We start from the raw sequence: 26,524 nt of genomic DNA on the forward strand, positions 1-26,524 counted from the left end.
TTCAATCTCTTATTTTTTCGTATTTGACAAAATCGAAGGAATATTGATGCCTCCCATCTTCGGGATGGTGATTTCTTGATACCTCCCGCCAATCAGCGCCCATCTCAGGGAAAAAGACCTCTCCATTCTCTATCTCAGCATCTATTTCTGTAAGATAAATGACATCGGCTCGATCCATAGCCATTTGATAAATCTGCCCGCCACCAATTACAAATAACTCATTTTCGCCTTGTGTTCCGGCAAACTTAAAAGCTTCATCAATATCATGAAATACAGTACAATCTTCTACCTGATAACCTCCCTGTCGTGTCAAAATAACATTAGTACGATTAGGAAGTGGCTTGAATTTCTTCGGTAGAGAATCATAATTTTTTCGTCCCATGATCACAACGTGACCTTGAGTTGTTTCCATAAAAAATTTCATGTCGTCTGGGAGGTGCCAAGGCAAGTCATTGTTGATTCCAATCACTCGATTTTTGGACATGGCTGCTATCAATGCTATTTTCATCCGTTATAGTTTCAGTCAAATTTATATCCTCTGAGTAAATCTTCTACTGACATCCGTTTCTTTCCTTCCATTTGGAGTTCTAAAATATCAAGCCAGCCATTGGTGGTATTGATGGCTAGATAATTTTTGTTATCAGTAATGAAGTCTCCCGTATCCCTATCCTTGCTTGTTCGTTCAGTGGAATGCTCAGCCTTGTAAATTTTAAATTTCTTACCTGAAATAGTGGTCCATGCAGCAGGATAAGGAGATAGGCCACGAATAAAATTCCTAACGGTCTCACTGTTTTGATTCCAATTGATTTCGCATGTTTCTTTATGAATCTTTGGTGCAGACTTCAAATTTGGTATTTCAATTTGAGGTAGAGGTTCTACCTGATCTGCTTCAATAGCTCTAACCGTTTTAAGTACTAGATCAGCTCCCTTATTCATCAGTCTGATGTAAACGTCGCCAACAGTATCATCAGGATGAATAGGTTCCTGATCTTGTAAGATTATACTTCCAGTGTCGATTTCATGTTTAAGGAAAAAAGTAGTTACACCGGTTTCCGACTCCCCATTCATAATTGCCCAGTTGATGGGTGCAGCTCCTCGGTACTGCGGCAGTAGAGAACCATGCAAGTTAAAAGTTCCTTTCGGAGGCATATTCCAAACCACCTCTGGCAACATACGGAATGCTACCACAATTTGAAGATCAGCCTTCAAGGCAGACAGGTCAGCAAGAAATTCATCGGACTTCAAATTTGTCGGTTGTAAAATCCTCAACCCTACACTTTCGGCAAACTCTTTTATCGGTGTTCCTTGAAGTTTCTTCCCCCTTCCCTTAGGCTTGTCCGGGGCAGTGATTACTCCTACTATTTGATAGCCATTTTCATGCAAAATTTTAAGACTGGGCACCGCAAACTCAGGTGTCCCCATAAATACTATTCGCATATTCTCTCACTTGTTTTCAAGCTCGAAATTACTCGGATTAGTGCAGAGTTTCTATTCTACTTAAAAGAATATTAAAAGACTAAATGCTATTGTTTCTTTTGATTCTGCTGCTAAGACCAATTTTAGGATTTGTAATAAATTGGACGATTACATTAATCCAAGATTTATGTACGAACAAATTATCGTAAAAGCTCGGTGCTGTCTCTTTGAGTTTGGGCAATCGGGTTCCAGGGATATTTGGAAAGTCGTGGTGTTCATTGTGATATCCCACATTCAGAGCGAATTTATTGAGAAACCCATAGTAGCTATAGGTTTCCTGACCTTCCTTAAACACATAGTGCTCTGCAATGAAATGAGCAGCCAAAGGGTGTAAACTACCCGCCAGAAAGATAGAAATCAACAAATAGATAATTGCCCCGGTACCGACTAGGTACCAATAGATCCCAATCGTAGCCAATTGAAAAACAATATTATATATGTGCCACTTCTCTAGTTTAATTGGGTGGACAAACATCGGTCTGAACGCGTAAAACAAAATTTGATTGGTCGCCCAAAGTACTTTCCCTACCAAGCCTCGAAATATTTTTGCTTCTACCTGCGTGGGCAAATCAGTATCGTTATGTTCATCACCTTGTTCCCAATGATGTTTGAGGTGATAAGTCTTAAAGGAAATTGCATATGGCACGACGATAGGAATATTGGCCACGAGTGCTAACCAATTATTATAAACTTTCTTTTTAAAAGCCAAATCATGGCTTAGTTCATGAATAGCAAGGAAAATCGTATGGCTTACAGAGGCGCCAAAAATGTATGCAATCGGTACGTACCAGTACCAGGCCATTTCGGCAATAAATGGTGCCGTCACCAATTGAAAAATGACCAAACCAAGAATTTTAAACTTCAGGCCATTGTCAATACCATAAAGCTCTTTTACTTCAGGATGTTGTGCAAGAATTTCCTTTCTCCTTCTGAAATGCGGCTCTCGCTCCTCAGACCAATAAAATCCTTTTTTCTTTTCCAATGTTGTTCTGTTTAATTAGACCGCAAAGATAACTTTGTTTTGTTGTCTTAAAAATAGTGGCCATAGCTAAATCCATGATTTAGGTCATTTAGCTTATTAAGGCACGGGATCATAGCCACTAGATCCCCAGGGATGACATTTGGCTATACGCCGGATTCCAAGACCTATCCCCTTCCATACACCGTGTTTAATAATGGCTTCTTTTGTGTATTGAGAACAAGTGGGAGTAAACCTGCATGAAGAAGGAAACAACGGAGAAATGCTATATTGATATATCCAGATGGGAATTAAGAATATTTTCTTAATGAAGGAATTCATACTATTCCGGCTGATCATAAATATCGTTGAGCTTAGTCAGGTCTTCTTCTGGAATATCCCGACGATTCAAGGCTGCAAACAAGTCACTTCGAGATTTGATATTATATTTAGTCAGTACGTCATCGCTCTTCCATTGCTTCTTAAGGTTTCTTGAATAAAGAAAGATACCAACTTGAAGAGTTGCGGCTACTATCAAAAATATAATTATTAATGTCATGCCATTGACTTTGGTATATATACTGATTTAGTCAACTCCAAGTTCCGGATGCTTACCAGGAATCCCAACAAATTGACTTCTAATGTATGCTATGTCTTCGGCCATATTTCCTGAAGGATGAAACTCCTCCATGAATTCAACTACTTTTTTTTCGAAATTAAAACTACAAAGTACAATCGGTACATTCGCTGCCACTGCTATTCTATAAAAGCCTGTTTTCCAATCCGTCACTTTAGAACGAGTACCTTCTGGTGTAATGGCCAGCCTCATGACTTCGCGTTCTTTGAAGACACGAATCACCTGATCGATCAAATTGCTATTATTTCTACCGCGGTCAACCGGAATACCTCCCATATATGTAACCAACCATCCAATAGGTGCTAACTTATAAACTTCCTTTTTTACCAGAAAAGAAGATCGTAGATTTTTGATTGGGCGTACAATAACGCCAATAAAAAAATCCCAATAGCTTGTATGTGGTGCTATCGCAATAACACACTTCTTTGTATTTTCAGAAATGGTACCTTTAATTGTCCAGCCTAATAAGGTAATAAAAATAAACCTGGCAAGTATTCTGATCATATCTCAGACTATGAAGCCACAACACCCATTTGACTAAACTTCTCTATCCGTTTATCAATTCGCTCTTCAGGAGAAATTTTATCCAACACCTTGAGATTTTCAAGAAGTACCTTTTTGAGTTCCTTAGCCGCTGCTGAGGCATCGACGTGTGCACCACCGACCGGTTCTTTAATGATATCGTCTACCATACCGTTATTTTTCATATCAATTGCGGTAGGTTTCAAAGCTTCTGCTGCCTGCTCTTTATAATCCCAACTTCTCCATAGTATTGTTGAACAGTTTTCAGGAGAAATTACAGAATACCAAGAATTTTCCATCATTAGTACCCTATCTCCGATACCAATACCCAAGGCTCCTCCCGAGGCCCCTTCACCGATAATCACGCAGATCACTGGCACCTTCAACATGAACATTTCTTTGAGATTTCGGGCAATGGCTTCACCCTGCCCTCTTTCTTCCGCTTCAAGGCCTGGGTATGCTCCCGGAGTATCAATAAGGCAAACAATTGGTTTATTGAATTTTTCTGCCATTTTCATCAGGCGTAGCGCCTTTCTGTACCCCTCTGGGTTAGCCATGCCAAAATTCCTTTTCTGGCGATCTTTGGTATTTCGACCTTTTTGCTGGCCAATAATCATCACGGTTTGTCCTTCAATAGAAGCAAACCCACCAACCATAGCCTTGTCATCTTTTACTGTTCGATCACCATGAATTTCGACAAACTCTTCGGTAATCTCATAAATATAATCAAGCGTATAGGGTCTATCAGGATGGCGAGACAACTGGACCCGCTGCCAGCGTGTCAGATTATCAAATGTATCCTTTTTAAGTTTTTTGATTTTTTTCTCAAGAGACTTGACAGCTTCACTCACATCGACATCGTTGTTGGATGCAAGCATTTTCATGTCAGCCAGCTTTTCCTCAAGCTCTGCAATGGGCTTTTCAAATTCTAATAGCATAGATTAATGATGAAATTTGGAATGCAAACCTAAAAATAAAATCCTAATTGACAGTTAGCTTGAAACAGTTTATGCAAATGAAATTCAAGGCTCAACAACGGGCTCCATTCAATAATACCAAAGCGAATGCCGTCTCCGCATGTGCTTTCGGAAATTCATAACGAAAGCCAGCATCAAATAAATTAGCAATGGCGAACCGAACGTTAGGAACGATGTATAGATAAAGAATAATCTAATACTGGACGTGGGAATTCTTAACTTCTCTCCAAGTCGTGTACAAACCCCAAAAGCGTATTTCTCAAAAAATTCCTGTACTCCTATCATAATGATGCAAAATTAACGTAAAACGCTCAATTTATTTGTGTTATATAAGTTTAGGATATATTTATTTTTTCCGTATTATTGCAATTATTCCGAAAATAAGTACAAAAAGTTATATCAATTTTAATAAAACAATTATTCAAATGAGAAAATCGAATGTTGTAATAGCCTTTTTTGTAGGCTTAACAATGTTATCAGGCTGTAGTGCCCTGAACAACATGGTGAAGCTTGCTGCAACCCAGCAGGTAGACGTAGTACCTAATCCACTTGAACTACATGGTGACTCAGTGAAAGCCGACATGTCTGTGGTACTACCAGCGAAAATGCTTCCACAAAAATATGCATATAATCTAACCACCTACTATAAATCTGGTGATAACGATGTAGAAGTAGGAAAAATGGCATTTGATGCCGCAGACTTTCCTGACAGTAAAACGACGACTTCAAGAAAAAGCGATTCTTATAGTTTCTTGTATGACCCTGCGATGAGTCAAGGGGTATTAGAAGTACAAGGCACCGCCGTAGATCAAAACGGAAAAAGTGCAGAAACTCCAAGATACGAAGCTGCAAAGGGTATCATCACAACTTCTCGATTAGTTGAAGATGAATTCTACAGCGCATATGCTTTCCATGGATACAACGATCAGGAAGAGCTAATTCCAACTAACGTAGATTTCTTTTTTGATCAAGGACGTTCAGTATTGAAAAGTTCTGAGACTCGTAGTGAAAAAGGAAAAGAATTTGCTGCCTTTATTGCTGACAAAAACGTAACTAGAACAGTAACCATTACTGGTACTCACTCTCCTGAAGGTACTGAAACTATCAACTCAGGTTTGTCTGGTGATAGAGCCAAGGCTATCGAAAAGTACTACAGAAGCCAGATGAGACGATATGACTACAAAGACATGGCTGACTCTATCAATTTTATTCTTAAGCCTGTTGTTGAAGATTGGACAGCATTTAAAGATGCTTTAAGCGCTTTTGAAGGCGTATCTGACGCTCAGAAGTCTGAAGTTTTAAAAGTAGTTAACGGTGCTGGTGTATTCGAAGATAAAGAAAAGGCTTTGCAGAAATTAGATTCGTATAAAGCTATCTTCAAAGATATCTATCCTGGCCTAAGGGCTGCCAAGACTGAAGTCTTGACTGTAAAAGAAAAGAAAACGAATGCTGAAATTGCCGTTCTGGCCAAGCAAATTGGAGAAGGAACTGCAAGTGCAGATACTTTATCAAGTGAAGAATTGATGTTTGCTGCCACTTTAACTCCTTCTTTGACAGAAAGAGAAGCAATTTTTAAAGCTGCTACTAAAAAAGATGGCAGTTGGCAGTCACACAACAACTTGGGCGCAGTATACCTTGAAATGGCCGCTGCTGCTGAAGGTGCTGACCGTACTTCTAAAGTTGAAATGGCAATTACTCAGTTGGAAATTGCATCTAACAAAAATAACGCGGCTGAGGTATTGGCTAACATGGCAACAGCTTATGCAATGCAAGGCGACAAAAATCAGGCATATGATGCAGTAGTTGCTGGATTGGAAAAAAACCCATCAGCTGATCATGCTTCTGGCATGAATGCTGTAAAAGGTTCTTTGGAAATCAAAAGAGGTGAATACGATGCGGCTTTCGAATCCTTGAAATCTGCTAAAGAATCAACTTCTGTTGCTTTCAATAGAGGTTTGGCATTATTGCTAAACAAAGATTATGAAAATGCTGTAACAGGGTTCGGTAATGCTACTGAACAAAGTGCTGAATTTGCAAAAGCTTATTATGCTTCTGCTGTAGCTTCTGCTCGACTAAGAAACGATGCAGATATGTTAAGCAGTCTTAAAATGGCTATTGAAAAAGATCCTGAATTGAAAGAAAAGGCGTTAAACGATCTTGAATTTTCAAATTATGCTTCTCAGGTAGCTGAGGCGCTAAACTAAGATTAAAAATCATTTGAATGGAAAGTCTCACTTCTAACCTGAAGTGAGACTTTTTTGTTTCCCTCTCATCCTATTTATTGCCGTTTGATTGTGATATTGCCCCCTTTGTCATAATTTAGCGGTCTTAAAATTCATCCCGAGGATGTTTTTAAACTATTGAAAAACGACGCACCCAAGCTATAAGGTTAAAATAAATTTCAGATGAAATCAACATGTTCCTAGTCTATTAAATTAGACGAGTGACGAAGACATGGAGATTCCACCTGATAGATAAAAAAGAATCAACAGATGAAAGAATTACAATTCAGAGAGGCCCTAAGAGAGGCAATGAGCGAAGAAATGCGAAGAGACGAATCGGTATTTCTTATGGGCGAAGAGGTAGCTGAATACAACGGTGCGTATAAAGTCAGTCAGGGTATGCTTGACGAATTCGGTGCGAAAAGAGTAATCGACACTCCAATTGCAGAACTAGGATTTGCAGGTATAGGCGTTGGAGCGGGTATGAACGGACTCCGTCCGATCATTGAATTTATGACGTTCAACTTTTCTTTAGTTGCCATCGATCAGGTAATCAATGGTGCTGCCAAGATGATGTCTATGTCGGGAGGGCAATTCAATGTACCTATCGTGTTCAGAGGTCCAACTGGTAACGCTGGTATGCTTAGTTCACAGCACTCTCAGAATTTTGAAAACTGGTTTGCCAACACTCCAGGATTGAAGGTCGTGGTGCCTTCCAATCCTGCTGATGCAAAGGGGCTTCTAAAGTCTTCCATCAGGGACAATGACCCCGTTATTTTCATGGAGTCAGAACTGATGTACGGCGATAAAGGACAGGTGCCGGAGGGCGAATACCTAATCCCTATTGGATTGGCAGAAGTAGTGAAACAAGGGGCTGACGTTACAATCGTTTCTTTTGGGAAATTCATGAAAGTAGCAAATGCATCTGCTGTAGAATTGGCTAAAGAAGGCATTGATGCTGAAGTGATTGACCTGAAGACTGTCAGACCGATAGACTATAATACAGTTATCGAATCTGTAAAGAAAACGAATAGACTAGTAATTGTAGAAGAAGCCTGGCCTCTTGCTTCAATTTCTGCTGAAATCAGCCACATTGTACAAAAAAGAGCATTTGACCATCTGGATGCACCTATCCACAGAATTACCAACAGGGATGTGCCTCTACCTTATGCTCCTACATTGATTGAAGAAATTCTTCCTAACGTAGAAAGAACTGTAAAAGCAGTAAAGGAGATTATGTACGTGCAGCAATAATTATTGCTGCACCTGCTTGATAAGCTTTTCCAGAATATCTGTAGCTGCGTCGGCAATTTTAGTTCCGGGACCAAAAACACCGCTAACACCAGAATCAAATAAGAACTGATAATCTTTAGGGGGTATCACTCCTCCTGCAATTACCATTATATCTTCTCTTTTGAGTCTTCCCAGTTCGCTGATGAGTGCAGGGATTAATGTTTTATGTCCAGCTGCCAAACTTGATGCTCCGATCACATGCACATCATTTTCTGTAGCCTGCTTAGCTACCTCTTCTGGGGTTTGAAATAAAGGACCAATATCAACATCAAAACCCAAATCGGCAAAACTTGTAGCAATTACCTTTGCTCCACGATCATGGCCGTCTTGCCCCATTTTTGCAACCATGATTCTCGGTCTTCGCCCATCTAACTCTTCAAATTTTTCAACTAAGTCTTGTACTTTCAAAATCTCCTTGTTGTCTTTTACCTCTTTAGCAAATACGCCTGACACAGCGGAGGTCTTTGGAACATGACGCCCAAAAGCCACTTCGATAGCTGTCGATATCTCACCGAGTGAAGCTCTGACCCTTGCTGCCTTGACGGATAGGTCCAGAAGATTACCCTCTCCAGTATTTGCACTCTTGGTTAGTTCTCCTAAAGCTGCATCTACTGCATTTTGATCTCGATCTGCTTTAAGTTTTTTTAATCTCTCGATTTGTGAATTCCTAACTGCGTCATTGTCAACTTCGAGTAATTCAATATCGGTTTCTTCCTCTGTAAGATATTTATTTACTCCCACAATGACGTCTTTACCAGTATCTATTCGAGCTTGTTTTCTCGCAGCAGCTTCCTCAATTTTTAGCTTTGGCATGCCTGTCTCTATTGCCTTAGCCATTCCTCCCATTTCTTCTATCTCAGTAATAATATCCCATGCTTTTCTCGCCAACTGATCCGTTAAGTATTCAACATAGTACGAACCTGCCCATGGGTCAACAACTTTAGTAATATCGGTTTCTTCCTGAAGGTAAATCTGTGTGTTTCTTGCAATACGAGCAGAGAAGTCTGTTGGCAAAGCAATCGCCTCATCCAGCGCATTTGTATGTAAGGACTGTGTATGCCCGAAAGCAGCTGCCATGGCTTCAAGACAAGTTCTAGCTATGTTATTATAAGGATCCTGGGCTGTAAGACTCCACCCTGAGGTCTGGCTATGTGTTCTCAATGCCATTGACTTTGGATTTTTAGGATTAAAAGTCTTAACTATCTTAGCCCAGAGTATGCGAGCTGCCCTCATCTTGGCTATTTCCATAAAATGGTTCATGCCTATAGCCCAAAAGAATGAAAGCCTAGGTGCCAACACATCCACATCTATACCAGCTTCGACTCCGGTTCGTAAATACTCTAAACCATCCGCCAGTGTAAATGCCAATTCCAAATCTGCCGTTGCTCCGGCTTCCTGCATATGATACCCACTAATACTAATAGAATTGAACTTGGGCATATGTTCTGAGGTGTATTTAAAGATGTCAGATATGATGCGCATTGAAGGTTTTGGTGGGTACACAAAGGTGTTTCTCACCATAAATTCCTTTAGAATGTCATTCTGAATAGTACCACTCAAAAGAGATTTATCCACCCCTTGTTCTTCAGCAGCCACAATATAGAATGCCATAATTGGCAGTACTGCACCATTCATAGTCATAGAAACTGACATTTGATCCAATGGGATTTGGTCAAATAAGATTTCCATATCCAATATTGAGTCGACAGCTACTCCTGCTTTACCCACGTCACCTGATACCCGTTCATGATCTGAGTCATAGCCACGATGCGTAGCCAAATCAAAGGCGATAGAAAGTCCCTTCTGACCTGACGCTAAATTTCTTCTGTAAAATGCATTAGACTCTTCCGCAGTTGAGAAACCTGCATACTGTCTGATGGTCCATGGTCTGGATGCGTACATTGCAGAATACGGACCTCTTAAGAAAGGTGGTAAGCCAGCACTAAAGCCAATCTGCTTTGCATTTTTTATGTCTTCAGAATTATACCGTGTGTTAATTGCGATTCCTTCTGGCGAATTAAATGAACCTCGTAAATCTTTATTTTCTTTAGTTTTCCAATCTAATTGGTCAAAACTTATTTTTGAAAAATCTGGCTTTTTCATAAAACTGATGATTTTTTGATGACTCCCATTTCCATCAAAACACTTCTAACTCCTTCAAGTCTGTTGGTTCTGGTATTTATCCAACTTGATATTTTCCCTGATGCTGCGGAGTTGTGTTTTCCTGCAGCCAAAACCATTATTGACGATTCAAGACCTAACAGGGCTGGGCTAACTGTCGCCTCATCATAGTCATCATCAGCGCCACAGCAAATAATTATTGATGTTACTCCAAGTTTTTCTTCTTCATCTATTTTTTTTACCTTAATACCTGACCAGTTAAAGAAATTTGTAGCAAACGTAAACCTGGCATTGATCATCTTAGCATCTGCTCCTACTCCTAGCAAATAGGCAATTGGTCTCTTCTCTTCGCCGTATTCCAATACATATTCTTCGACCTGTTGTCTAATCTCTTCAAAATTTTGGGATAGTGACACTCTCTCACGTCTGTGTTTATCGATGGGAATTTGTTCAGATTCGTTACCAAAATCATTAACCCCTACCAGCTTCCGTTTACCCGAGGCAATTCTAGCTCTTTGAAATTCAAGATCCTTTTCAATTTCTTGTTCAAAGAACCTTTCACTTACAGCGGCTTCAAAGCCACCTTTTTTTTCTATGTCTAGAAAAGATTTCCAAACCTCTCTTGCAAGTTTTTCAGTCAAGTTCTCGAGGTAGTAGGAACCGGCCGCTGGGTCTTCCGTCTTAGCCAAATTCGACTCATCTTTCAAAAGATTAGAGATATTACGAGCGATTCTGCTTGCAAAGCGTAGACTGTGGTGTGGAATAATAGTGAGATAGTCAGTTCCGCCAAGAACAGCTGACATAGCTTCAGAGGTACATCTAAGAAAGTTGGTGTTTTCATCCAAAATGGATTTGCTCAATGATGAGGTAAAGGCATGTATAGGAAGTGAAAAATTTTCTATACCATAGGCCTGTAGAACCTGAGTCATTAATATTTTCATCGCACGCAACTTCGCCAACTCAAGAAAAAAATTTGATCCAATAGATGTGCTAATAAATAAGCTATTAGAAATAGAATTGATGTCCTTACCTTCGTCAATCAGTCTGTTTATGTAATAAACACTTTGAGTCAATAAATAAGATAACTCGAGCTGAACTGATCCACCATTCCTTTGAACAAGTCCACAATCGAGATTTATTACTTTGTGCCCTTTTCTGCTTCCAATATGAAAAACCTCCTTCATAAAATTTTGATGCGCAGTCGTAACCGTTGAAGAGATCTTATCATTATTATAAAATAACAGGAAATCAGATTGATTCTGTGTTCCAATTTTTTGATCACACCAGGTTGTGATTTTTTTGTAACTCTCAACGTTAGACGTGGTCACAGCCAATGTGCAATGCTCTGGAGCTACCTGTTCAAATACTGCATCCAAACTCATAATCAGAACGTCATTGAGCAGAAGTCCATCCGCGCCATTCATCAAAGCATCTTGCACGGATTCTTTTGTATCGACTAAATCAATTGGTTGTAAATATTTCCATGATCTATTTACTCCTTCCGGAACAGTCATTCCCAGGTTAACATCTTCTTTGTCATGATAAGCTGACAACTTGAGATTTCTTTCTGATGTCCAATTTGAAATTCGATCGGCCAAATCAGTACCAAGATCTTTGTTGAGCTTATCTCTCCATTGTGACCTTGAAGCGATGGCAAACTCGTCAAAATTGTATTCTTTTATCATAATTTTTGGGTAGTATTCGCAATTTAAGGTGTTCGCCACGAAGAAGGAAAAAATGCCAATTAATTATTGAAAAGTGGCGAATAAAGCCCTCAGAGGCGATTATAGCGATCTTTCTGAAAATTGCATTTTTCAAAGAATTTTAAAAAAAAACAAAGGCCTATACATGATAGAACAATTATCCAAAAAGTCAATACTCATTTGATTTTTTTGTTAATTATTTTTTCCTCAAATTTGATGTCCGCTAGAGAAAGAAAGTTGAAAATAATCAGTTTTTAACCACCAACAATTTTAAACGAATGCATGTAAAAATATGGGATAAGTGTTTAGAATTCGTCGGGTCTAAAATTCCCGAACAAAGCTTCAAAACTTGGTTTGCACCAATTATTCCTATAAAATTTACACATCCCGTACTCACCATCCAGGTTCCTTCTCAATTCTTTTATGAGTGGTTAGAGGACAATTACGTGCAAGTACTTAAAGCAGCAATTCAAGCTGCAATAGGAGAAGAAGGAAAATTAGAGTATTCAGTAATTATAGACCAGGGGAATTCTACCAATCAGCCATATACAGTGAATTTGGCTCAAAAAAACGGGATTTCTAAATTTGGACAAATCAAGGGGGATCAAAATCAGCGTTTCGCGAGTCCTTTCGCGCTTCAGGCTATTGACGGCTGTTATCAAAAGTCCAATTTAAACCCCGAAAACACCTTTGATACGTACATTGAAGGAGATTGCAATAGGTTAGCACGATCAGCCGGATATGCTGTAGCTACGAAGCCAGGTGTAACGTCATTCAATCCATTGATGATTTATGGAGGCGTCGGTCTGGGAAAAACACATTTGGCTCAGGCCATTGGTAACAAAATCAAGGAAGAATCACCGGACAACTTTGTGCTGTATGTAGCTTCGGAAAAATTCGCTAATCAATTTATTGAAGCGCTCAAGAATAATAATCTACAAGACTTCACCAATTATTACCTTAATGTTGACACCTTGATTATTGATGACGTACAGTTCTTCAAGGATAAGGTAAAGACTCAAGAAATTTTCTTTCACATCTTCAATCATTTGCACCAAAATGGAAAGCAAATCGTGATGTCGAGTGATAGACCTCCTACCGAACTGCAGGGACTTCAAGAGAGGTTAGTGTCCAGATTTAAATGGGGACTTACAGCTGATTTACAGAACCCTGATTTTGAGACAAGGCTAGCTATCATTCAGAAGAAACTTCAAGATGATGGACTGATTATTGATGACAAAGTATTAGAGTATCTAGCATATAGTGTAGACACCAATATCAGAGAGTTGGAAGGTGTACTAATATCCCTTGTGGCACATTCTTCTCTAAACAAAACAGACATTGATCTTGAGCTGGCCAAGCAAACTTTAAAATCAATAGTTAAGAACATCGAATCAGAAGTTGGCATTGATTATATTCAAAAAACGGTTTCAGAATATTTCAATGTTTCGTCTGATGACTTGAAAGCTAAAACCCGTAAAAAAGAGATCGTAATTGCCAGGCAATTAGCCATGTACTTCTCAAAGGATTATACCAATCATTCTTTAAAAAGCATCGGTAGCCATTTCGGTGGAAGAGATCACAGCACAGTAATTCATGCACTCCAATCAGTTAACGACATGCTTGATACAGATGCGCGATTCAGGTCTTCTTTCTCGGAGCTAAAAAAGAAATTTAAAATGAAAGCCATTTAGGCTTTCATTTTAAATTTCTTTATCAAAATAAATATGGGTAGTAAACTTTTCTACCTGAAGTAGTAATTCCAGACACAATCACCTTTCCCCTTATCCTTTCTAGTATTTCTTCCAGTTCTTGCGGTGTCTCAATATTGCTGTGATTAATTTCAGTAATAATAAAGCCTTCTGGTATATCCAATTTTCTGAAGAATCCACTTCCAACACTAACAACCCTAATTCCCGATTCGACGCCTAACAAATCTCTTTCGGCTTTGGATATAGACTCAAAGGTAGCTTTCAATGATTGAGACTCGTAAACCATGCGCTTCAATACTTCTTTCGTCCCCTCCCTGTTGGTAAACTCAAGTGTTTTTGTCACATTCTTATTACCCCTTTTCAATGTGAGTTGTATCAAATCTCCCGGATATTTGTATCCTATCGTTTCTTCTAACTGGGCCTTATCCAGTAATGGTTCCCCATTGATTTCAATAATAATATCACCTTTTTCAATATTCGCTTCGTCTGCCGCCCAACCCTTTTGAACATGAGTGATAATAACTCCATTTAGGTCGTTAATATTTAATTCTTCGGCAATTTCATTATCGATATCTGCAAACTCAGCTCCAAAAAAGGCTTTTTGTACTTCTCCGTACTGAACGATATCGTTAAATACCTTCTTGACTATATCAATAGGCACCGCAAAGCCATACCCCGCATAGGAACCTGTCATTGAGAGTATGGCTGTATTTATCCCAATCAGTTCGCCATTTCGATTGACCAGCGCTCCACCGCTATTTCCTGGATTAATAGCAGCATCTGTTTGTATAAAGGATTCAATCGGAAATTTATCCTTCAGAATATTTATGTTCCTGCCTTTTGCCGAAACTATACCTGCTGTAACAGTTGATGTCAAATTGAAAGGATTTCCTACTGCTAGCACCCACTCTCCGACCCTCACATTTGCAGAATTCCCTAAAGCAATAGCCGGAAGACCATTCACATCAACCTTGATTACCGCCAAATCAGTGGATGGATCTGCTCCGATAACAATTCCCTTGTAACTGCGCTTCTTGTGCACAACTTCAATTTCGTCCGCATCTTCAATCACATGATTGTTGGTAACGATATAACCATCTTCTGAGAGAATAACTCCCGACCCAGTACTGATTCGCTGCGATGTACGGGGCTCGAAAAACCAGTCCATCCAATGGCCAGTGCGGTAATTGATAACACTGAGATTTTTGATAAAAACCACGCTATTGGTTGACTGCTCAGAAGCATCTACAAAATCTTCGGCGGGGAGCAACCTGGATACGACTTGCTTCTCATTAATGAATTGCGAGTGGGTATTGTCCTTATCAATTTTCGAAATCTTCAAATCCAACTGAGACCCTTGAAGCTCAGTAAATTGAATATACTGAAAAGTTATCCACACACCCATTCCAGCAGACAAAAAGGCTATCAGACCAATTTTAATATATCTCGACATAATCATTCGTCATTAATTTCTGTGAAGAAAATTACGAAGTATTGAGTGAGAAGTTAAAAATGGGGTGTTAAAGATTGTTAAGCTTACTTGCTTTTGAGCCAATCAAAAGCATCGTCTACCGTCTTGAAGAATTTATTATTTGAGGCCTCCGGTATTTTTATTGAGCTTTGAATATCGTCTAAGGAAAATTTAGCGAAAGTATCTGTGGGTGAAACGGTAGCAGAATATTCAATTCCAACCTTGATCATTTCCTTTGTGAAATCACCGGCAATGAAACGCTGAGAGTCTTCATCTAACACTTCTATTTCTCTGGCATCGTAGAGTACTTTTCTCGCACCTTCAAAGGTGACCGCATCGATAATTCGCTGTGCTACCGCCTTTATTTCATCATAAGTGCAAAACCCTGTCCATCTGCTGGTTAATATCTTATTGAGCGGATTCCAGAAAACCTGAACATAGGGTTTATTCAAATAGACCTTTGAATTTTTTGGTATTTCAATTGACGTATTCATTTCTGCTTGTGACCACAATTTCTCAACTTAAACAAAGTTAAGATCATTTTAAAAAAATAGCAGAATTACGCTAATATTTTTACCGAATTTGAAATCTAAATACTTTCCATCATGAAATATGACTCCCAAGATGTCTTAGCAAGGTTGAAAATAGGCCGGGTTATCTATCATTGGTAGATTTATAATCAGCTCTTCTTCTTTGCTGATTTTATTGAAGCCAAAAATGCCTCCAGAAGCGCCTGCAACTTCTTTAGATAATCGTAATAAGAAATCGTAAAATTTGATGGCGTCCTGTCTTGCCAATTTCGGCAATACACTATTGAGCTGACGAAGAGATACTGTAATTCGGGTCATGGTCAAATCCAAATCTTCAGTTGCTTCTTTTCTCGATCGCTCCATTATTATTGGCATCCTTTCAGCTACTTCATGAAAATAAGGTGTCCAAAAATCTTGCGCTTCGGAAACAAATTTTGCCGCACATCTCATCTCCCTGGAATCAATTTTTCCATCGGCACCAGCTACGAGTAAGGCTATCAAGGCTGGAGTCCGATACATGAGGTCTATTTCATCATCTCTCAGGTCTAAAAAAATACCATTCATATCACTTAATTTTGATTACGCAATTAAAAGAGCCACTCTGTGTTAATGCAAAGTGTAAACAAAATTACTTGATCTAAATAAGGTAGGTAATCCCTAAATAATTGGAATTTAGAACTCACTATAAATAGGGATAAATTGATTGGATCGACTCTAATTATGACTTGGCAAATCACCACAGCACCTTTCTATGAAGCCAAAAGTCACTGATTAAAAAAGAATCTATTGAAGTTATAAGTATTAATACGAACTTAGCTGTTCTAAAAATGTTTCCAACCTTGTGCCTGTAGAGCAACTGTGTTATTATTCTTAGTCACCATTTTCAAACCCTTCTCTTTTTTATCCACATATCCAATGGTTGCAATGTCCGGATGATTTTTTATTTTTTCGAATTCATTTTGCCCGATGGTAAACAATAGCTCATAGTCTTCACCTCCATTAAGTGCGCAAGTCATAGGGTCAATATTAAATTCTACCGCCGTCTCGAACGCCATTTTTGCAATAGGAAGCTTGTCTTCATATATGGTCACTCCTACTTCAGAGCTTTTGGCAATATGAAATAACTCGGAGGCCAAACCATCCGACACATCAATCATGGAAGTGGGTACTAGCCCCAAATCACTTAATTCATGAATCACATCCATTCTTGCAGAGGGTTTCAACTGACGTTTAACAATATAATCATACTTCTCAAGCTCCGGCTGCATTTCAGGATTAGCCTTAAAAACTGCCTTTTCCCTTTCAAGTACTTGAAGTCCTAGAAAAGCTCCTCCCAGGTCACCTGTAACACAAATGATATCATTTTCTTCTGCGTTTTTCCGATAGACTATACTGTCCTTTTTCACTTCCCCGACTACGCTCACAGAAATGACCAAACCTGAAGGTGATGAAGTTGTATCCCCACCAACCAAATCAACTGAATAGTCCTCACATGCAAACTGAATACCCTTATAGAGCTCCTCTACTGCTTCGACAGAAAATCTGTTACTTAGCGCTATACTTACAGTAATTTGTTTGGGTAGACCATTCATTGCTGCTATATCGGATACATTTACAGACACCGCCTTGTAACCTAAATGCTGGAGAGGCATATAGGATAAATCAAAATGAACACCCTCCAAGAGCATGTCTGTTGAAAGTAATTGTAATTGATCCCCAGATCCAAGTACAGCAGCATCATCGCCGATACCTTTAAGTGTTGATTCGTTTTTTACAGTAAATTTTGAGCTCAGTTGATCAATCAGACCAAATTCTCCAATCTCCCCTATTTCTGTTCTTTTTCCTTGCTTCTCTGACATTATTTTTTAATTTCCTGACATAATTCGACCAGCACTCCATTACTTGACTTTGGATGCAGAAAGCAAACCAACTTATTATCTGCACCTCTTTTAGGTTCTTTGTTAATCAATTCGAAACCTTCACCTTCAAGTCTCTTCATTTCGGCGTAAATATCTTTCACCTCAAAGGCCAAATGATGAATCCCTTCTCCCTTCTTGGCTATAAATTTGGCTATAGCGCTATTCTCATCCGTAGCTTCAAGCAATTCCACTTTAGATTCTCCTACCTGAAAAAAAGAAGTAGAAACATTTTCTGATTCGACAGCTTCCACCTTATAGTTTGACTGTCCAAACAATTGCTCAAAAAGCTGATTAGAATTACTCAAATTCTTTACGGCAATACCGATATGTTCTAGTTTCATTTGTAGGCCAATTATTTAAACCGATTCTAAATAAATCGTTAGATTTGCAAAAAAAGTGAAACTTTTCTGGATGACGAAGAGTTTTCTACTATTATAAGTTGGACATTCAAATGGGTATTTTAAATCCCATCAGAAATAAACAAAATATGTTGACCGTATCTGAAAAAGCACAAAACAGAATCGTACAATTAAAGAGGGCTGAGGGCCATACAGATAATCACAACCTAAGAGTCTCTGTAAAAGGAGGTGGTTGTTCAGGTCTGATGTATGACCTTTCTTTCGATGATCAAATCACTGACAAGGATGATGTTTTTGAAGGCGAGAATGGTGTCAAAGTAATCGTTGACAAAAAGAGCCTGTTCTACCTGCTAGATACTACCTTGGATTTTTCCGATGGTTTGAATGGAAAAGGTTTTCAATTTGTGAATCCAAATGCCACACGAACCTGCGGTTGTGGAGAGAGCTTCGCCGTATAAAACAAACTTATTCAAAACATTTAAAATTTTGTAGCTGTGAAATTTTCACAGCTACTTTTTTATCTCAGGAAAACTATTATTTCCAATAAGACCTGCTGTCTCAAACCGATTATCATCGGCTCTGTTTTCCAAATTCAAAACACCTCTCGGACATACTGCTGAACAGACTCCACAGCCTACACACGACGAACGAACAATATTTTCTCCTCTTTGTGCATACCATCTTACATCAATTCCCATCTCACAGTAGGTGGAACAGTTGCCACAAGAAATACATTGCCCTCCATTGGTAGTAATTCTAAATCGCGATTTAAATCGCTGAACCAACCCCAAATAGGCTGCCAGAGGACAACCAAACCTGCACCAGACTCTATTTCCCATCAGTGGATAAAAACCTGTGCCGACCACTCCCGCAAAACCAGCTCCAATCCATCCTCCATAAACAGATCTGATTTTATATGAGCTCATTCCAAGTAATTCACTTTCACCGGTCCAATAGGTATATAGTACGCCCACTGTCATGAGGATAGCAAAGACCAGCACGCCATGAATAGAAAAGCGCTCAAATTTCCAGGCTTTCAATGACTTATCCGACAACTGACGAAAAGGATCCCCTAAGGTCTCTGCCAATCCTCCGCATCCACAAACCCATGAACAATACCATCTTTTACCAAAAAAGTAAACCATAATAGGAACACCAAGAAGAGTAAGTCCGATTCCCCAGCCCAGCATAAACAGACCAATACCACCATGATTGATCAATGTGTTTAGCTCGTTGTCAAAAAAGAAATCATAATCCAATGGCCAGATATTCTTGAAATCAAAATAGGGCTGATTAAGTCTTATCAATATTTCAGGAATTAGAAATGCAAAGGCCAGTTGAAAGAACATTACAGAAGTGGTTCTCCAAAGCTGGTATTTACTGTGTCTATATTTGATCATCATACGAACACCCATCACTAAAATGGCCAGGGTGTAAATAAAACCATATAGAAAGAATCGACCCGCATCTGATCCTTTTAGCCATTGACTTACAGGGTCAACCATGATAATCCAGCTCGTCATGTATTCTGGATAGAAATAGAGTACGATATAGAAAAGTATTAGAAAACTACCCAATAGTATCCCAATCCAACCTTTGTTTGTTGTTTTGCTATGAAAAGTACCATCATTCTTAATACCAGCAGGGCCTAGAACTTTTTTGTTAGGCAGAATATAAATCAATGCACCTAGAATGCTTAAGCCATAAATAAGGAATAAAGATGTTCCAGCATAGGATGAAACCCAACCAACCGAGGATGCCTTTGTCAACTGATATTTCAAGTCTTTTATTTCATATTCATTGAAACCCTTTTTATTGAGTACTCCATATTTGGCAATATTGTCTTGCACTATGGCTAAAGAAGAAAGAAGCTCTTCCTCAGATCCAAAAGTCCTTCCATCGAGCCAGCCACCATACGATTTGAATGCTTCCCACTGAAAGCCTGTCAGCGCATCTTTGGTCTTGAATGCACGCTGAGCCTCTTCCATCGTAAATTTCTTTCCTTCAATCGCATTCACAATTTGATCGATTCGCTCATTATTCAAACCAAACCGTTCTAACTGATATTTATTAATCTCTAGAAAAGTCTTTTCTAAGTTATTGTTAAAATCAAACGCATTGGTGTACGTTCGTTTTAATAGCTCGTTTTCACCAAAACTTTTGACAAGACTTGTCTTTACCGGATCCTTAAGAGCCTGATCAATGGCAGTTTCTGTTAACTTATAATTCTCACTACTAAACGTCAATAAGAAGGAGCCAAATCCAATGAGAAAAATAATCAGGCCTGTATTTTGAATTAATTTATAGTTCATGCGAAAAGTCTTTTGATAAAAGAAGGTCGTTGGTTTCTAATTGCCATAGAATCAAATTCATTATTGAATGACTCTCTGATGCTGTATTCATATTTTTTAAAAAACTCCGGATCAAAATTGGCCTCTTCCAGACGTTCCATGATTTGATTAACCTTAAGTTCTGAACTGATCCATTCATTCCAAACTTCGTGTCTCATCCGAATGCCCAGTACATTAACCCCTATAACAGCCAATGTTTGTTCATCAAAAACAACCCTTAGAGATTTTTTACCATCGTCCGCTTGCCAATAAAACTGTAGGTGGCCTTCATCTAACTGAGGTTTGACCCATCCATAAGTTTGATACTCTATATTGAAGAATTTGGCAGAGTTGAACCAAATGCCTGGTTTATACGTATTCCTCTGCCCAGCGATAGTTTGAGCTACAACCTCTCCCATCATCCGTCCAGTGTACCAAACTTGCTCCACAGGTCTTCTTCCTGGTGATGGTGATTTATGTTCAGCGCAATCTCCAATTGCGTACACGCCTGGAAGATTAGTTTCCAAATACTGATTCACAAGGATTCCTCTGTTGATTTCAAGTCCGGTCTCTTTTAACCACTTTACATTTGGAGATACCCCAACAGTCAATCCAACGAATTGACACTCGATTTTTTCACCATTATTAGTGATAACTGCTGCAACCTCTCCGTTTGCATTAGTTACTATTTCTTTCAACTCCGTTTCCAGTCTTAGGTCTATATGATGATCCAGGATCTCTTGATTGATCATTTTTGCTTCACCTTCTGGCAATACTATGTCCCAAAAGTTCTTTTCCCGCACCAGAAAAGTCACATCAATCTGTCTCGAATGAAGCATTTCTGCCAATTCAATACCTATCAGCCCTCCGCCTATGATTACGGCCCGAGTCACATCCTTGGTATGATTTTCTATATATTGAAGATCCTGTGCATTGTACAAACCACTAACCCCTTTAGCATCTTGGCCAGGCCATCCAAACTTGTTAGAAACAGAACCCGTTGCCAATATGAGTGAATTATAGGAAATATCCTCTTTCCCCTCTAGCTTCAATACCTTGTTTTGTGGATCAATATTAGTGACCCATGCCTTGACTAAATCGATTTTATTTTTTTTCCAAAACCAGTTTTCATAAGGCTGAGTATGTTCAAACTCCATATGACCCATATAGATATACATCAATGCAGTTCTTGAATAGAAATAGTCAGTTTCGCCGGAAATCACTGTAATTTGGCAATCACTGTTCTTCCTTAAATGGCGGGCAGCCGTAATTCCGGATATTCCGTTTCCAATAATTACGACATGTTCATGGTTTTGCATAGGCTGCTAGGCTCAAGTTTAAGAGTAGAATAAAAATAGGACCGATATAGTTCCATATTACTAGGTAATTCTCCTAATAATAGCGAATACCCGTAAATTTTACTTTTTTTCGCACAATACTTTTGTGTGTAGCAACGGCTTGTTATCTTTGTATCGTTATAAAAATATTTCGAATAGCTATATCCTTTTGGCACGATTATCGTTATATTGAGAATAGCATTCAATTACAACATTTAAGGTTGTTGAGGTAAGTTTAGGTTAGGTTGGTTTAGGGGTTGCACGTCAAAAGGCAGCCCCTTCCTTTTTTTAGACTCTCCTAATTCAAATCAAAGCTGTCAAATCAGCAATCTGTCCTAAATACTTTTTACAAGAAACTCCAAACTTTTCCAGAAAATCAATGCCTTCGTCAGACTTCAATCCCTTGTATTCAGCATAAGATTTGAGGTATATTATTTCCGAAATCCCCATCGAATAGATGATGCGGGCGCAGGATAAGCAAGGTGAAAGTGTAACATACAGTTTAGAACCTTCTACAGATGCGTTATTTTTCACCGCATAAAGAATAGCATTCTGCTCAGCATGAATCGCCAATGTGCAACTCCCTTTAGAATCCCTGTCACAACCCGTTTCAGGAAATTCCTCATCGCAATTGTGAGTATGTGCAGGTGGTCCATTATATCCAATAGAGATGATTCTGGTTTCCTTTACCAATACAGCCCCTACGTGTCTTTTTATGCAATGCGAGCGTTTGGCAAGATTAACTGCCAGCTCCATGTATATATCGTCGAAATCAGGCCTTTTCATTTTTTTTAAATTTGATTTTGTGGATCACCGATGCGCCGCAAAAATCGCTGCGCCATCTCGGTGGATGGTTGTTAAACATGTTGATTTAACACACTTTTCTTAAAGCAGCAATTTACAGATAAGCGAAGTTTCAAAGTACAAATTGGCGTGCTATTTCTATTTGACTAGAAATTTGAAAGACATCAGATAACTCAATAATCCTTCGAGTATCAATAGACAGTAAATACCTACAACTATCAGCACAAAAAGATTCATAATACGAGTTTATATATGACCACCTTCTCTTGTAGCACGCGTCGGTGCTGATGGAAAAAAAGGCTTTATTCAGAGGTAGATTTAAACTCGATTTCTCTTAAGACTCGAAGAGTTACACCGAAGTGATGCTGATTCCGAAGGAATGAAGAAGCCTCCTACTTTCTCTGCTATGATTGCACCAAAAAACAGATCATGGTCAAAATATGTAGATATTTCCCTGTACTTGTCAAACAGTTAACCAAGACTCGGATTGAAAACTTCCTGATTGTTAGTATTTAAATTATCAATGGATTTAATTAAAACTTATACTTTATATCATTGACAATAAACATTTGATTTACAAATAACTATACTAATATGATAGATTTTATCTATCATAATTAACAGGAGCCATTCAAGCATTCATTTCTTGCGAATACTAGTAGTCAAATGGCGAATTCTATTTATTTTGGCCCTGAATTTATCCCTGACTAAAACGATACCATCATGTCTTCAGACAAAATTGAACTTCCTCTCGATCTGTCCTACTTGTATGAAATCAGCGATCATGACAGAGAATTTATTTATGAAATGATCATGACTATCGTAAAGAATACGCCCGAAATGTTGGACGAAATTGAAGAGAAGGGGGAAGTAGAAGATTGGTACGCAGTTGGAAGACTCATGCACAAATTGAAACCTTCACTTTTACTACTAAACATCGATAATTTGTCGACGCTAATCAGAGAGTTAGAAGCTAATGCCAAAGCTCCAAAAAACATAGAATTGATTCCAGATCAAATCGCTGAGCTTCGTAAGCTCTGCGATTTGATCTTGAGCGAATTAGACAAACTGATCAAGTCCGATCAGTTCTGAATCTATTCCCATTCTATAGTTGCAGGAGGCTTCGAGCTGATGTCATAAACAACACGATTGACTCCCTTTACTCTATTGATGATTTGATTTGAAACATCAGCCAGAAAATCATATGGTAAATGACACCAATCCGCTGTCATACCGTCGACGCTTGACACAGCTCTCAGCGCCACGACTCTCTCATACGTCCTCTCATCACCCATCACGCCAACGGACTGAATTGGTAGTAACATAGCACCGGCTTGCCAAACATCATCATACAGTCCATTGTCCTTCAATCCATTGATAAAAATATGATCAACTTCCTGCAAGATTTCAACTTTCTCAGCCGTGATATCGCCCAGAATTCGGATTCCTAATCCAGGCCCAGGAAAGGGATGGCGACCCAATATTTTTTCATCGATCTCTAACGCCCTTCCTACTCTTCTCACCTCATCTTTGAAAAGGGTATTCAAAGGTTCAACGACTTTCAGATTCATCTTATCTGGTAGACCTCCAACATTGTGATGAGACTTGATGGTAACAGACGGTCCATTGACCGACACTGATTCGATTACATCAGGATAGATAGTTCCTTGACCAAGCCATTTGACATTCTTGATTTTCTTTGCTTCCTCATCAAAGACCTCAATAAAAACCCTACCAATAGCCTTTCTCTTATCTTCGGGATCTGTGAGCCCTTCCAGCGCCTTATAGAATTCCTTTGAGGCATCTACTCCCTTCACATTAAGCCCCATGCCCTCATATGATTTGAGCACATCTTTGAACTCATCCTTTCTCAACAGACCATTGTCTACAAAAATGCAATGTAAATTTTTACCTATGGCGTGATGAATCAATGTAGCTGCGACAGAAGAATCCACTCCTCCCGACAGTCCTAGTACGACCTGATCATTGCCTAGCTGATCTTTCAAATCTGCCACCGTGGCATCGACGAAAATATCTGGCGTCCAATCCTGGCTGCACTTGCAGATATGAACAACAAAATTCCGAAGAATGATCTTACCCTGAGTTGAATGCGTTACTTCCGGGTGAAATTGTATGCACCATACGGGATGTGACTTACTATGAAATGCTGCCACTTCTACTTGAGATGTACTTGCAATAATTTCAAAATTATCCGGAATACTTTTTATAGTGTCACTATGAGACATCCAAACCTGCGAGTCAATATTAATCTCCTTTAGCAATTCGCTTGTAGTGTCTACTTTGGAAAGATTAGCTCTACCATATTCACGAATCTTTGAAGGCATAATCTCTCCACCGGATTTGTGTGCAATTAGCTGTGCTCCGTAGCAAACACCTAAAATAGGCACCTCTCCAATTAGAGCACCAAGATTGATATCGGGATGATCTTCCTGACGAACTGAACAGGGACTTCCTGATAATATGAGACCTTTAACGGAGTCATCCATCTCAGGAATTTTACTAAAGGGGTGGATTTCACAATAAACATTGAGTTCTCTTACTCGTCTTGCTATTAGCTGTGTGTATTGAGAACCGAAATCGAGGATGATAATCTTTTCTGCCATGCGCAAAATTAACACAGTGCAAGAGACCTGCAAGTGGTCTGGTCAATTTAGTTTTTTGTTTTTTGAAGTATCAAATTAAATGGAAAAACAAAGCTCTTTAAAACCTCTCAAAAGCATATTTTAGATAAAGATTTAAGGCAGGAATTGAGCGGTCAAAAGTTCGTCCATAACCAGGTATCGCATAGACATCTAAAGGCTCTTGCTGATCATACTTATTCATAATTCGCAATCTCAAATGAAAACCAGCATAAAGTCCTTTCCATAATCTAGCCTCAGAACTCATGGATAATTCGTACCACTCAGCCGATAAGCCGGTACGTTCAAATGGATCGATTAGATCATTGAATATTCCAGAAGCGCTTGTTATATCTATTACACCCCTATCTGAATATAAGGCTTTGGCATATCGTACTGAAAAGTATAAGTTATTCTTTGTCGTCATATCAATTTTGTACCCTAACCCTACTCTAAAATAACTTCCCTCTGATTCGTAGTCTGTATTTTGATAAGCGCCAGCGGGATTCAAGGTTGCATATCCATATTCTCCCAGCACTACAAAACGGTTTTTTAGCTCAAATTGGGTACCCAATTCATACTTTGATTCTGCATCTAAAAACTGTCCAAAAAGTTTACCATAGTCTATCAAAAGTGCAGCGCTAGACAAAAAAGGAATCGGAGTTTGATCTTCTTCGGAAAGAACTGCTTGTTCATCTGACTTGTCTATTCCGGTGAATTCCTGAGACTTTGCATGAAAAGTCAGCAGAGACAATAAAGCCAATAGATATTTAAAACTCGACATAGACGGTAGTTTCTGCGGCCTCGCAATTGGTGCAAGATACGCTTGAGTTGTTAAAATCTGTTTTTATGATACTGAAATTTGAAGTACCTATAGTCACCCTGTTTTTTTCGTTCGCCGTCGTAGATCTATTATAGGACAACTCCAGGTTATATATTTCTTCATCAATAGTGATATTCACGTCAATACCATCTTCATTCATATCTAACGGAAGTTTCCAAGTCGTACTGCTATCTTCATAAAAAACACTTAGTCCATTCTTTATGTTTTCTATTGCGGAAATATGAACTGAACCCGAATTTATTGTTGCTGCTGTCAAGGCCCATTCGGCTCGTCGAACGTTTACTGTAGAGTCTTCTTTCTCCACCCCGGTCAGATACAGGTTGAGTGTGTCCAGGTCGTTTATGACTTGATTTTTCTCAGCTTCCAGATTTCCACCATTGGCTATGGAGTCAGTTAGTACAATCAAACTATCAGCCAAAGAAGCAGCGTCAGTCTTCAAATTTGCAATAACCACATCATAAGCTGCCAGTTCGGCATCCAGTGAGTCTTCAATAATATTAACCTTATCAAGGCTATCCTTATTCAATAAAAATATACTCACCAATGGATCTCTGGCCGTCGGCTCTTCTTGCTCCTCGCATGCCCAAATGCCAGCAAATAGTAAGGTGTATAAAAAGAGTATGTTGTAAGTTTCTTTCTTCATCAACGACTTTGTATCAACAATATCACA

General features: G+C 38.9%; 26 protein-coding genes. 5 read left to right on the plus strand and 21 right to left on the minus strand.

Annotation, left to right across the window (positions count from 1 at the left end):
• Position 1: 1 nt before the first annotated feature.
• The 8 genes from ABJD64_RS05835 to ABJD64_RS05870 all read right to left on the minus strand — a co-directional run bounded on the left by ABJD64_RS05835 (position 2) and on the right by ABJD64_RS05870 (position 4,855).
• Positions 2–508: a dihydrofolate reductase gene (locus ABJD64_RS05835; protein WP_348179685.1), complete on the minus strand. Its 507-nt coding sequence runs from the start codon at positions 506–508 to the stop codon at positions 2–4.
• Positions 509–519: 11 nt separating this feature from the next.
• Positions 520–1,437, minus strand: a complete 918-nt coding sequence (fmt, locus tag ABJD64_RS05840) for a methionyl-tRNA formyltransferase (protein ID WP_348179686.1) — start codon at positions 1,435–1,437, stop codon at positions 520–522.
• A gap of 79 nt (positions 1,438–1,516) precedes the next feature.
• A complete protein-coding gene (locus tag ABJD64_RS05845; protein WP_348179687.1) occupies positions 1,517–2,458 on the minus strand; it encodes a fatty acid desaturase in 942 nt (313 codons plus the stop codon).
• A gap of 96 nt (positions 2,459–2,554) precedes the next feature.
• Entirely contained in the window at positions 2,555–2,776 is a 222-nt protein-coding gene (gene yidD, locus ABJD64_RS05850; protein ID WP_348179688.1) for a membrane protein insertion efficiency factor YidD, read from the minus strand.
• Between the two features lies 1 nt (position 2,777).
• Entirely contained in the window at positions 2,778–2,993 is a 216-nt protein-coding gene (locus ABJD64_RS05855; protein WP_348179689.1) for a hypothetical protein, read from the minus strand.
• Positions 2,994–3,020: 27 nt separating this feature from the next.
• Positions 3,021–3,575, minus strand: a complete 555-nt coding sequence (locus ABJD64_RS05860) for a 1-acyl-sn-glycerol-3-phosphate acyltransferase (RefSeq protein ID WP_348179690.1) — start codon at positions 3,573–3,575, stop codon at positions 3,021–3,023.
• Positions 3,576–3,583: 8 nt separating this feature from the next.
• On the minus strand, positions 3,584–4,531 hold the full coding sequence (locus ABJD64_RS05865; protein ID WP_348179691.1) for an acetyl-CoA carboxylase carboxyltransferase subunit alpha: 948 nt from the start codon (positions 4,529–4,531) through the stop codon (positions 3,584–3,586).
• 108 nt (positions 4,532–4,639) lie between these two features.
• Positions 4,640–4,855, minus strand: a complete 216-nt coding sequence (locus ABJD64_RS05870) for a PspC family transcriptional regulator (protein ID WP_348179692.1) — start codon at positions 4,853–4,855, stop codon at positions 4,640–4,642.
• A 35-nt stretch (positions 4,856–4,890) separates the two neighbouring features.
• Here ABJD64_RS05870 and ABJD64_RS05875 point away from each other — a divergent pair, with 35 nt between their 5' ends.
• Both ABJD64_RS05875 and ABJD64_RS05880 read left to right on the plus strand, forming a co-directional pair.
• The gene (locus ABJD64_RS05875; RefSeq protein WP_348179693.1) at positions 4,891–6,774 is read left to right on the plus strand and encodes a hypothetical protein; all 1,884 of its coding nucleotides are present in this window, start codon (positions 4,891–4,893) and stop codon (positions 6,772–6,774) included.
• Between the two features lie 270 nt (positions 6,775–7,044).
• Complete coding sequence (locus ABJD64_RS05880; RefSeq protein ID WP_348180397.1) at positions 7,045–8,046, plus strand: pyruvate dehydrogenase complex E1 component subunit beta; 1,002 nt, start codon at positions 7,045–7,047, stop codon at positions 8,044–8,046.
• Here the strand turns inward: ABJD64_RS05880 and scpA are convergent, their stop codons facing one another.
• Both scpA and ABJD64_RS05890 read right to left on the minus strand, forming a co-directional pair.
• Entirely contained in the window at positions 8,047–10,188 is a 2,142-nt protein-coding gene (gene scpA / locus ABJD64_RS05885) for a methylmalonyl-CoA mutase (RefSeq protein ID WP_348179694.1), read from the minus strand.
• Complete coding sequence (locus tag ABJD64_RS05890) at positions 10,185–11,891, minus strand: methylmalonyl-CoA mutase family protein (RefSeq protein WP_348179695.1); 1,707 nt, start codon at positions 11,889–11,891, stop codon at positions 10,185–10,187. Before ABJD64_RS05890 ends, scpA begins: the two co-directional genes overlap by 4 nt.
• Before the next feature lie 296 nt (positions 11,892–12,187).
• Here ABJD64_RS05890 and dnaA point away from each other — a divergent pair, with 296 nt between their 5' ends.
• Positions 12,188–13,603 carry a chromosomal replication initiator protein DnaA gene (dnaA, locus tag ABJD64_RS05895; RefSeq protein WP_348179696.1) on the plus strand — a complete coding sequence of 472 codons (1,416 nt, stop codon included), beginning with the start codon at positions 12,188–12,190 and terminating at the stop codon, positions 13,601–13,603.
• Positions 13,604–13,625: 22 nt separating this feature from the next.
• Here the strand turns inward: dnaA and ABJD64_RS05900 are convergent, their stop codons facing one another.
• The 5 genes from ABJD64_RS05900 to mce all read right to left on the minus strand — a co-directional run bounded on the left by ABJD64_RS05900 (position 13,626) and on the right by mce (position 17,882).
• Positions 13,626–15,074, minus strand: a complete 1,449-nt coding sequence (locus tag ABJD64_RS05900; RefSeq protein WP_348179697.1) for a trypsin-like peptidase domain-containing protein — start codon at positions 15,072–15,074, stop codon at positions 13,626–13,628.
• Between the two features lie 83 nt (positions 15,075–15,157).
• Positions 15,158–15,586 carry a hypothetical protein gene (locus ABJD64_RS05905; RefSeq protein WP_348179698.1) on the minus strand — a complete coding sequence of 143 codons (429 nt, stop codon included), beginning with the start codon at positions 15,584–15,586 and terminating at the stop codon, positions 15,158–15,160.
• 135 nt (positions 15,587–15,721) lie between these two features.
• Positions 15,722–16,186 carry a hypothetical protein gene (locus tag ABJD64_RS05910; protein ID WP_348179699.1) on the minus strand — a complete coding sequence of 155 codons (465 nt, stop codon included), beginning with the start codon at positions 16,184–16,186 and terminating at the stop codon, positions 15,722–15,724.
• A gap of 257 nt (positions 16,187–16,443) precedes the next feature.
• Complete coding sequence (gene thiL / locus ABJD64_RS05915; RefSeq protein WP_348179700.1) at positions 16,444–17,481, minus strand: thiamine-phosphate kinase; 1,038 nt, start codon at positions 17,479–17,481, stop codon at positions 16,444–16,446.
• Positions 17,481–17,882, minus strand: coding sequence for a methylmalonyl-CoA epimerase (mce, locus tag ABJD64_RS05920; protein WP_348179701.1), 402 nt, complete (start codon positions 17,880–17,882; stop codon positions 17,481–17,483). The genes thiL and mce overlap by 1 nt, the downstream gene beginning before the upstream one ends.
• A gap of 146 nt (positions 17,883–18,028) precedes the next feature.
• Between mce and ABJD64_RS05925 the strand changes: the two genes are divergently transcribed.
• Positions 18,029–18,358 (plus strand): iron-sulfur cluster assembly accessory protein, encoded by a 330-nt coding sequence (locus tag ABJD64_RS05925; protein ID WP_348179702.1) that lies wholly within the window; start codon positions 18,029–18,031, stop codon positions 18,356–18,358.
• 51 nt (positions 18,359–18,409) lie between these two features.
• Here the strand turns inward: ABJD64_RS05925 and ABJD64_RS05930 are convergent, their stop codons facing one another.
• The 3 genes from ABJD64_RS05930 to ABJD64_RS05940 all read right to left on the minus strand — a co-directional run bounded on the left by ABJD64_RS05930 (position 18,410) and on the right by ABJD64_RS05940 (position 22,353).
• Positions 18,410–20,212, minus strand: coding sequence for a 4Fe-4S dicluster domain-containing protein (locus tag ABJD64_RS05930; RefSeq protein WP_348179703.1), 1,803 nt, complete (start codon positions 20,210–20,212; stop codon positions 18,410–18,412).
• The gene (locus ABJD64_RS05935) at positions 20,209–21,549 is read right to left on the minus strand and encodes an FAD/NAD(P)-binding oxidoreductase (RefSeq protein WP_348179704.1); all 1,341 of its coding nucleotides are present in this window, start codon (positions 21,547–21,549) and stop codon (positions 20,209–20,211) included. The genes ABJD64_RS05930 and ABJD64_RS05935 overlap by 4 nt, the downstream gene beginning before the upstream one ends.
• 321 nt (positions 21,550–21,870) lie before the next feature.
• A complete protein-coding gene (locus ABJD64_RS05940) occupies positions 21,871–22,353 on the minus strand; it encodes a dCMP deaminase family protein (RefSeq protein ID WP_348179705.1) in 483 nt (160 codons plus the stop codon).
• Positions 22,354–23,094: 741 nt separating this feature from the next.
• On the opposite strand from ABJD64_RS05940, the gene ABJD64_RS05945 reads away from it, so the two are divergent.
• Entirely contained in the window at positions 23,095–23,463 is a 369-nt protein-coding gene (locus ABJD64_RS05945) for an Hpt domain-containing protein (RefSeq protein WP_348179706.1), read from the plus strand.
• A 2-nt stretch (positions 23,464–23,465) separates the two neighbouring features.
• Here the strand turns inward: ABJD64_RS05945 and guaA are convergent, their stop codons facing one another.
• The 3 genes from guaA to ABJD64_RS05960 form a co-directional block, all read right to left on the minus strand.
• Positions 23,466–24,995, minus strand: coding sequence for a glutamine-hydrolyzing GMP synthase (gene guaA, locus ABJD64_RS05950; protein ID WP_348179707.1), 1,530 nt, complete (start codon positions 24,993–24,995; stop codon positions 23,466–23,468).
• Between the two features lie 97 nt (positions 24,996–25,092).
• Positions 25,093–25,794 carry a DUF6048 family protein gene (locus ABJD64_RS05955; RefSeq protein ID WP_348179708.1) on the minus strand — a complete coding sequence of 234 codons (702 nt, stop codon included), beginning with the start codon at positions 25,792–25,794 and terminating at the stop codon, positions 25,093–25,095.
• Complete coding sequence (locus ABJD64_RS05960) at positions 25,781–26,497, minus strand: hypothetical protein (protein WP_348179709.1); 717 nt, start codon at positions 26,495–26,497, stop codon at positions 25,781–25,783. Before ABJD64_RS05960 ends, ABJD64_RS05955 begins: the two co-directional genes overlap by 14 nt.
• Between the last annotated feature and the right edge of the window lie 27 nt (positions 26,498–26,524).

It is taken from the genome of Reichenbachiella sp., from assembly GCF_039944555.1.
GTDB lineage: Bacteria > Bacteroidota > Bacteroidia > Cytophagales > Cyclobacteriaceae > Reichenbachiella.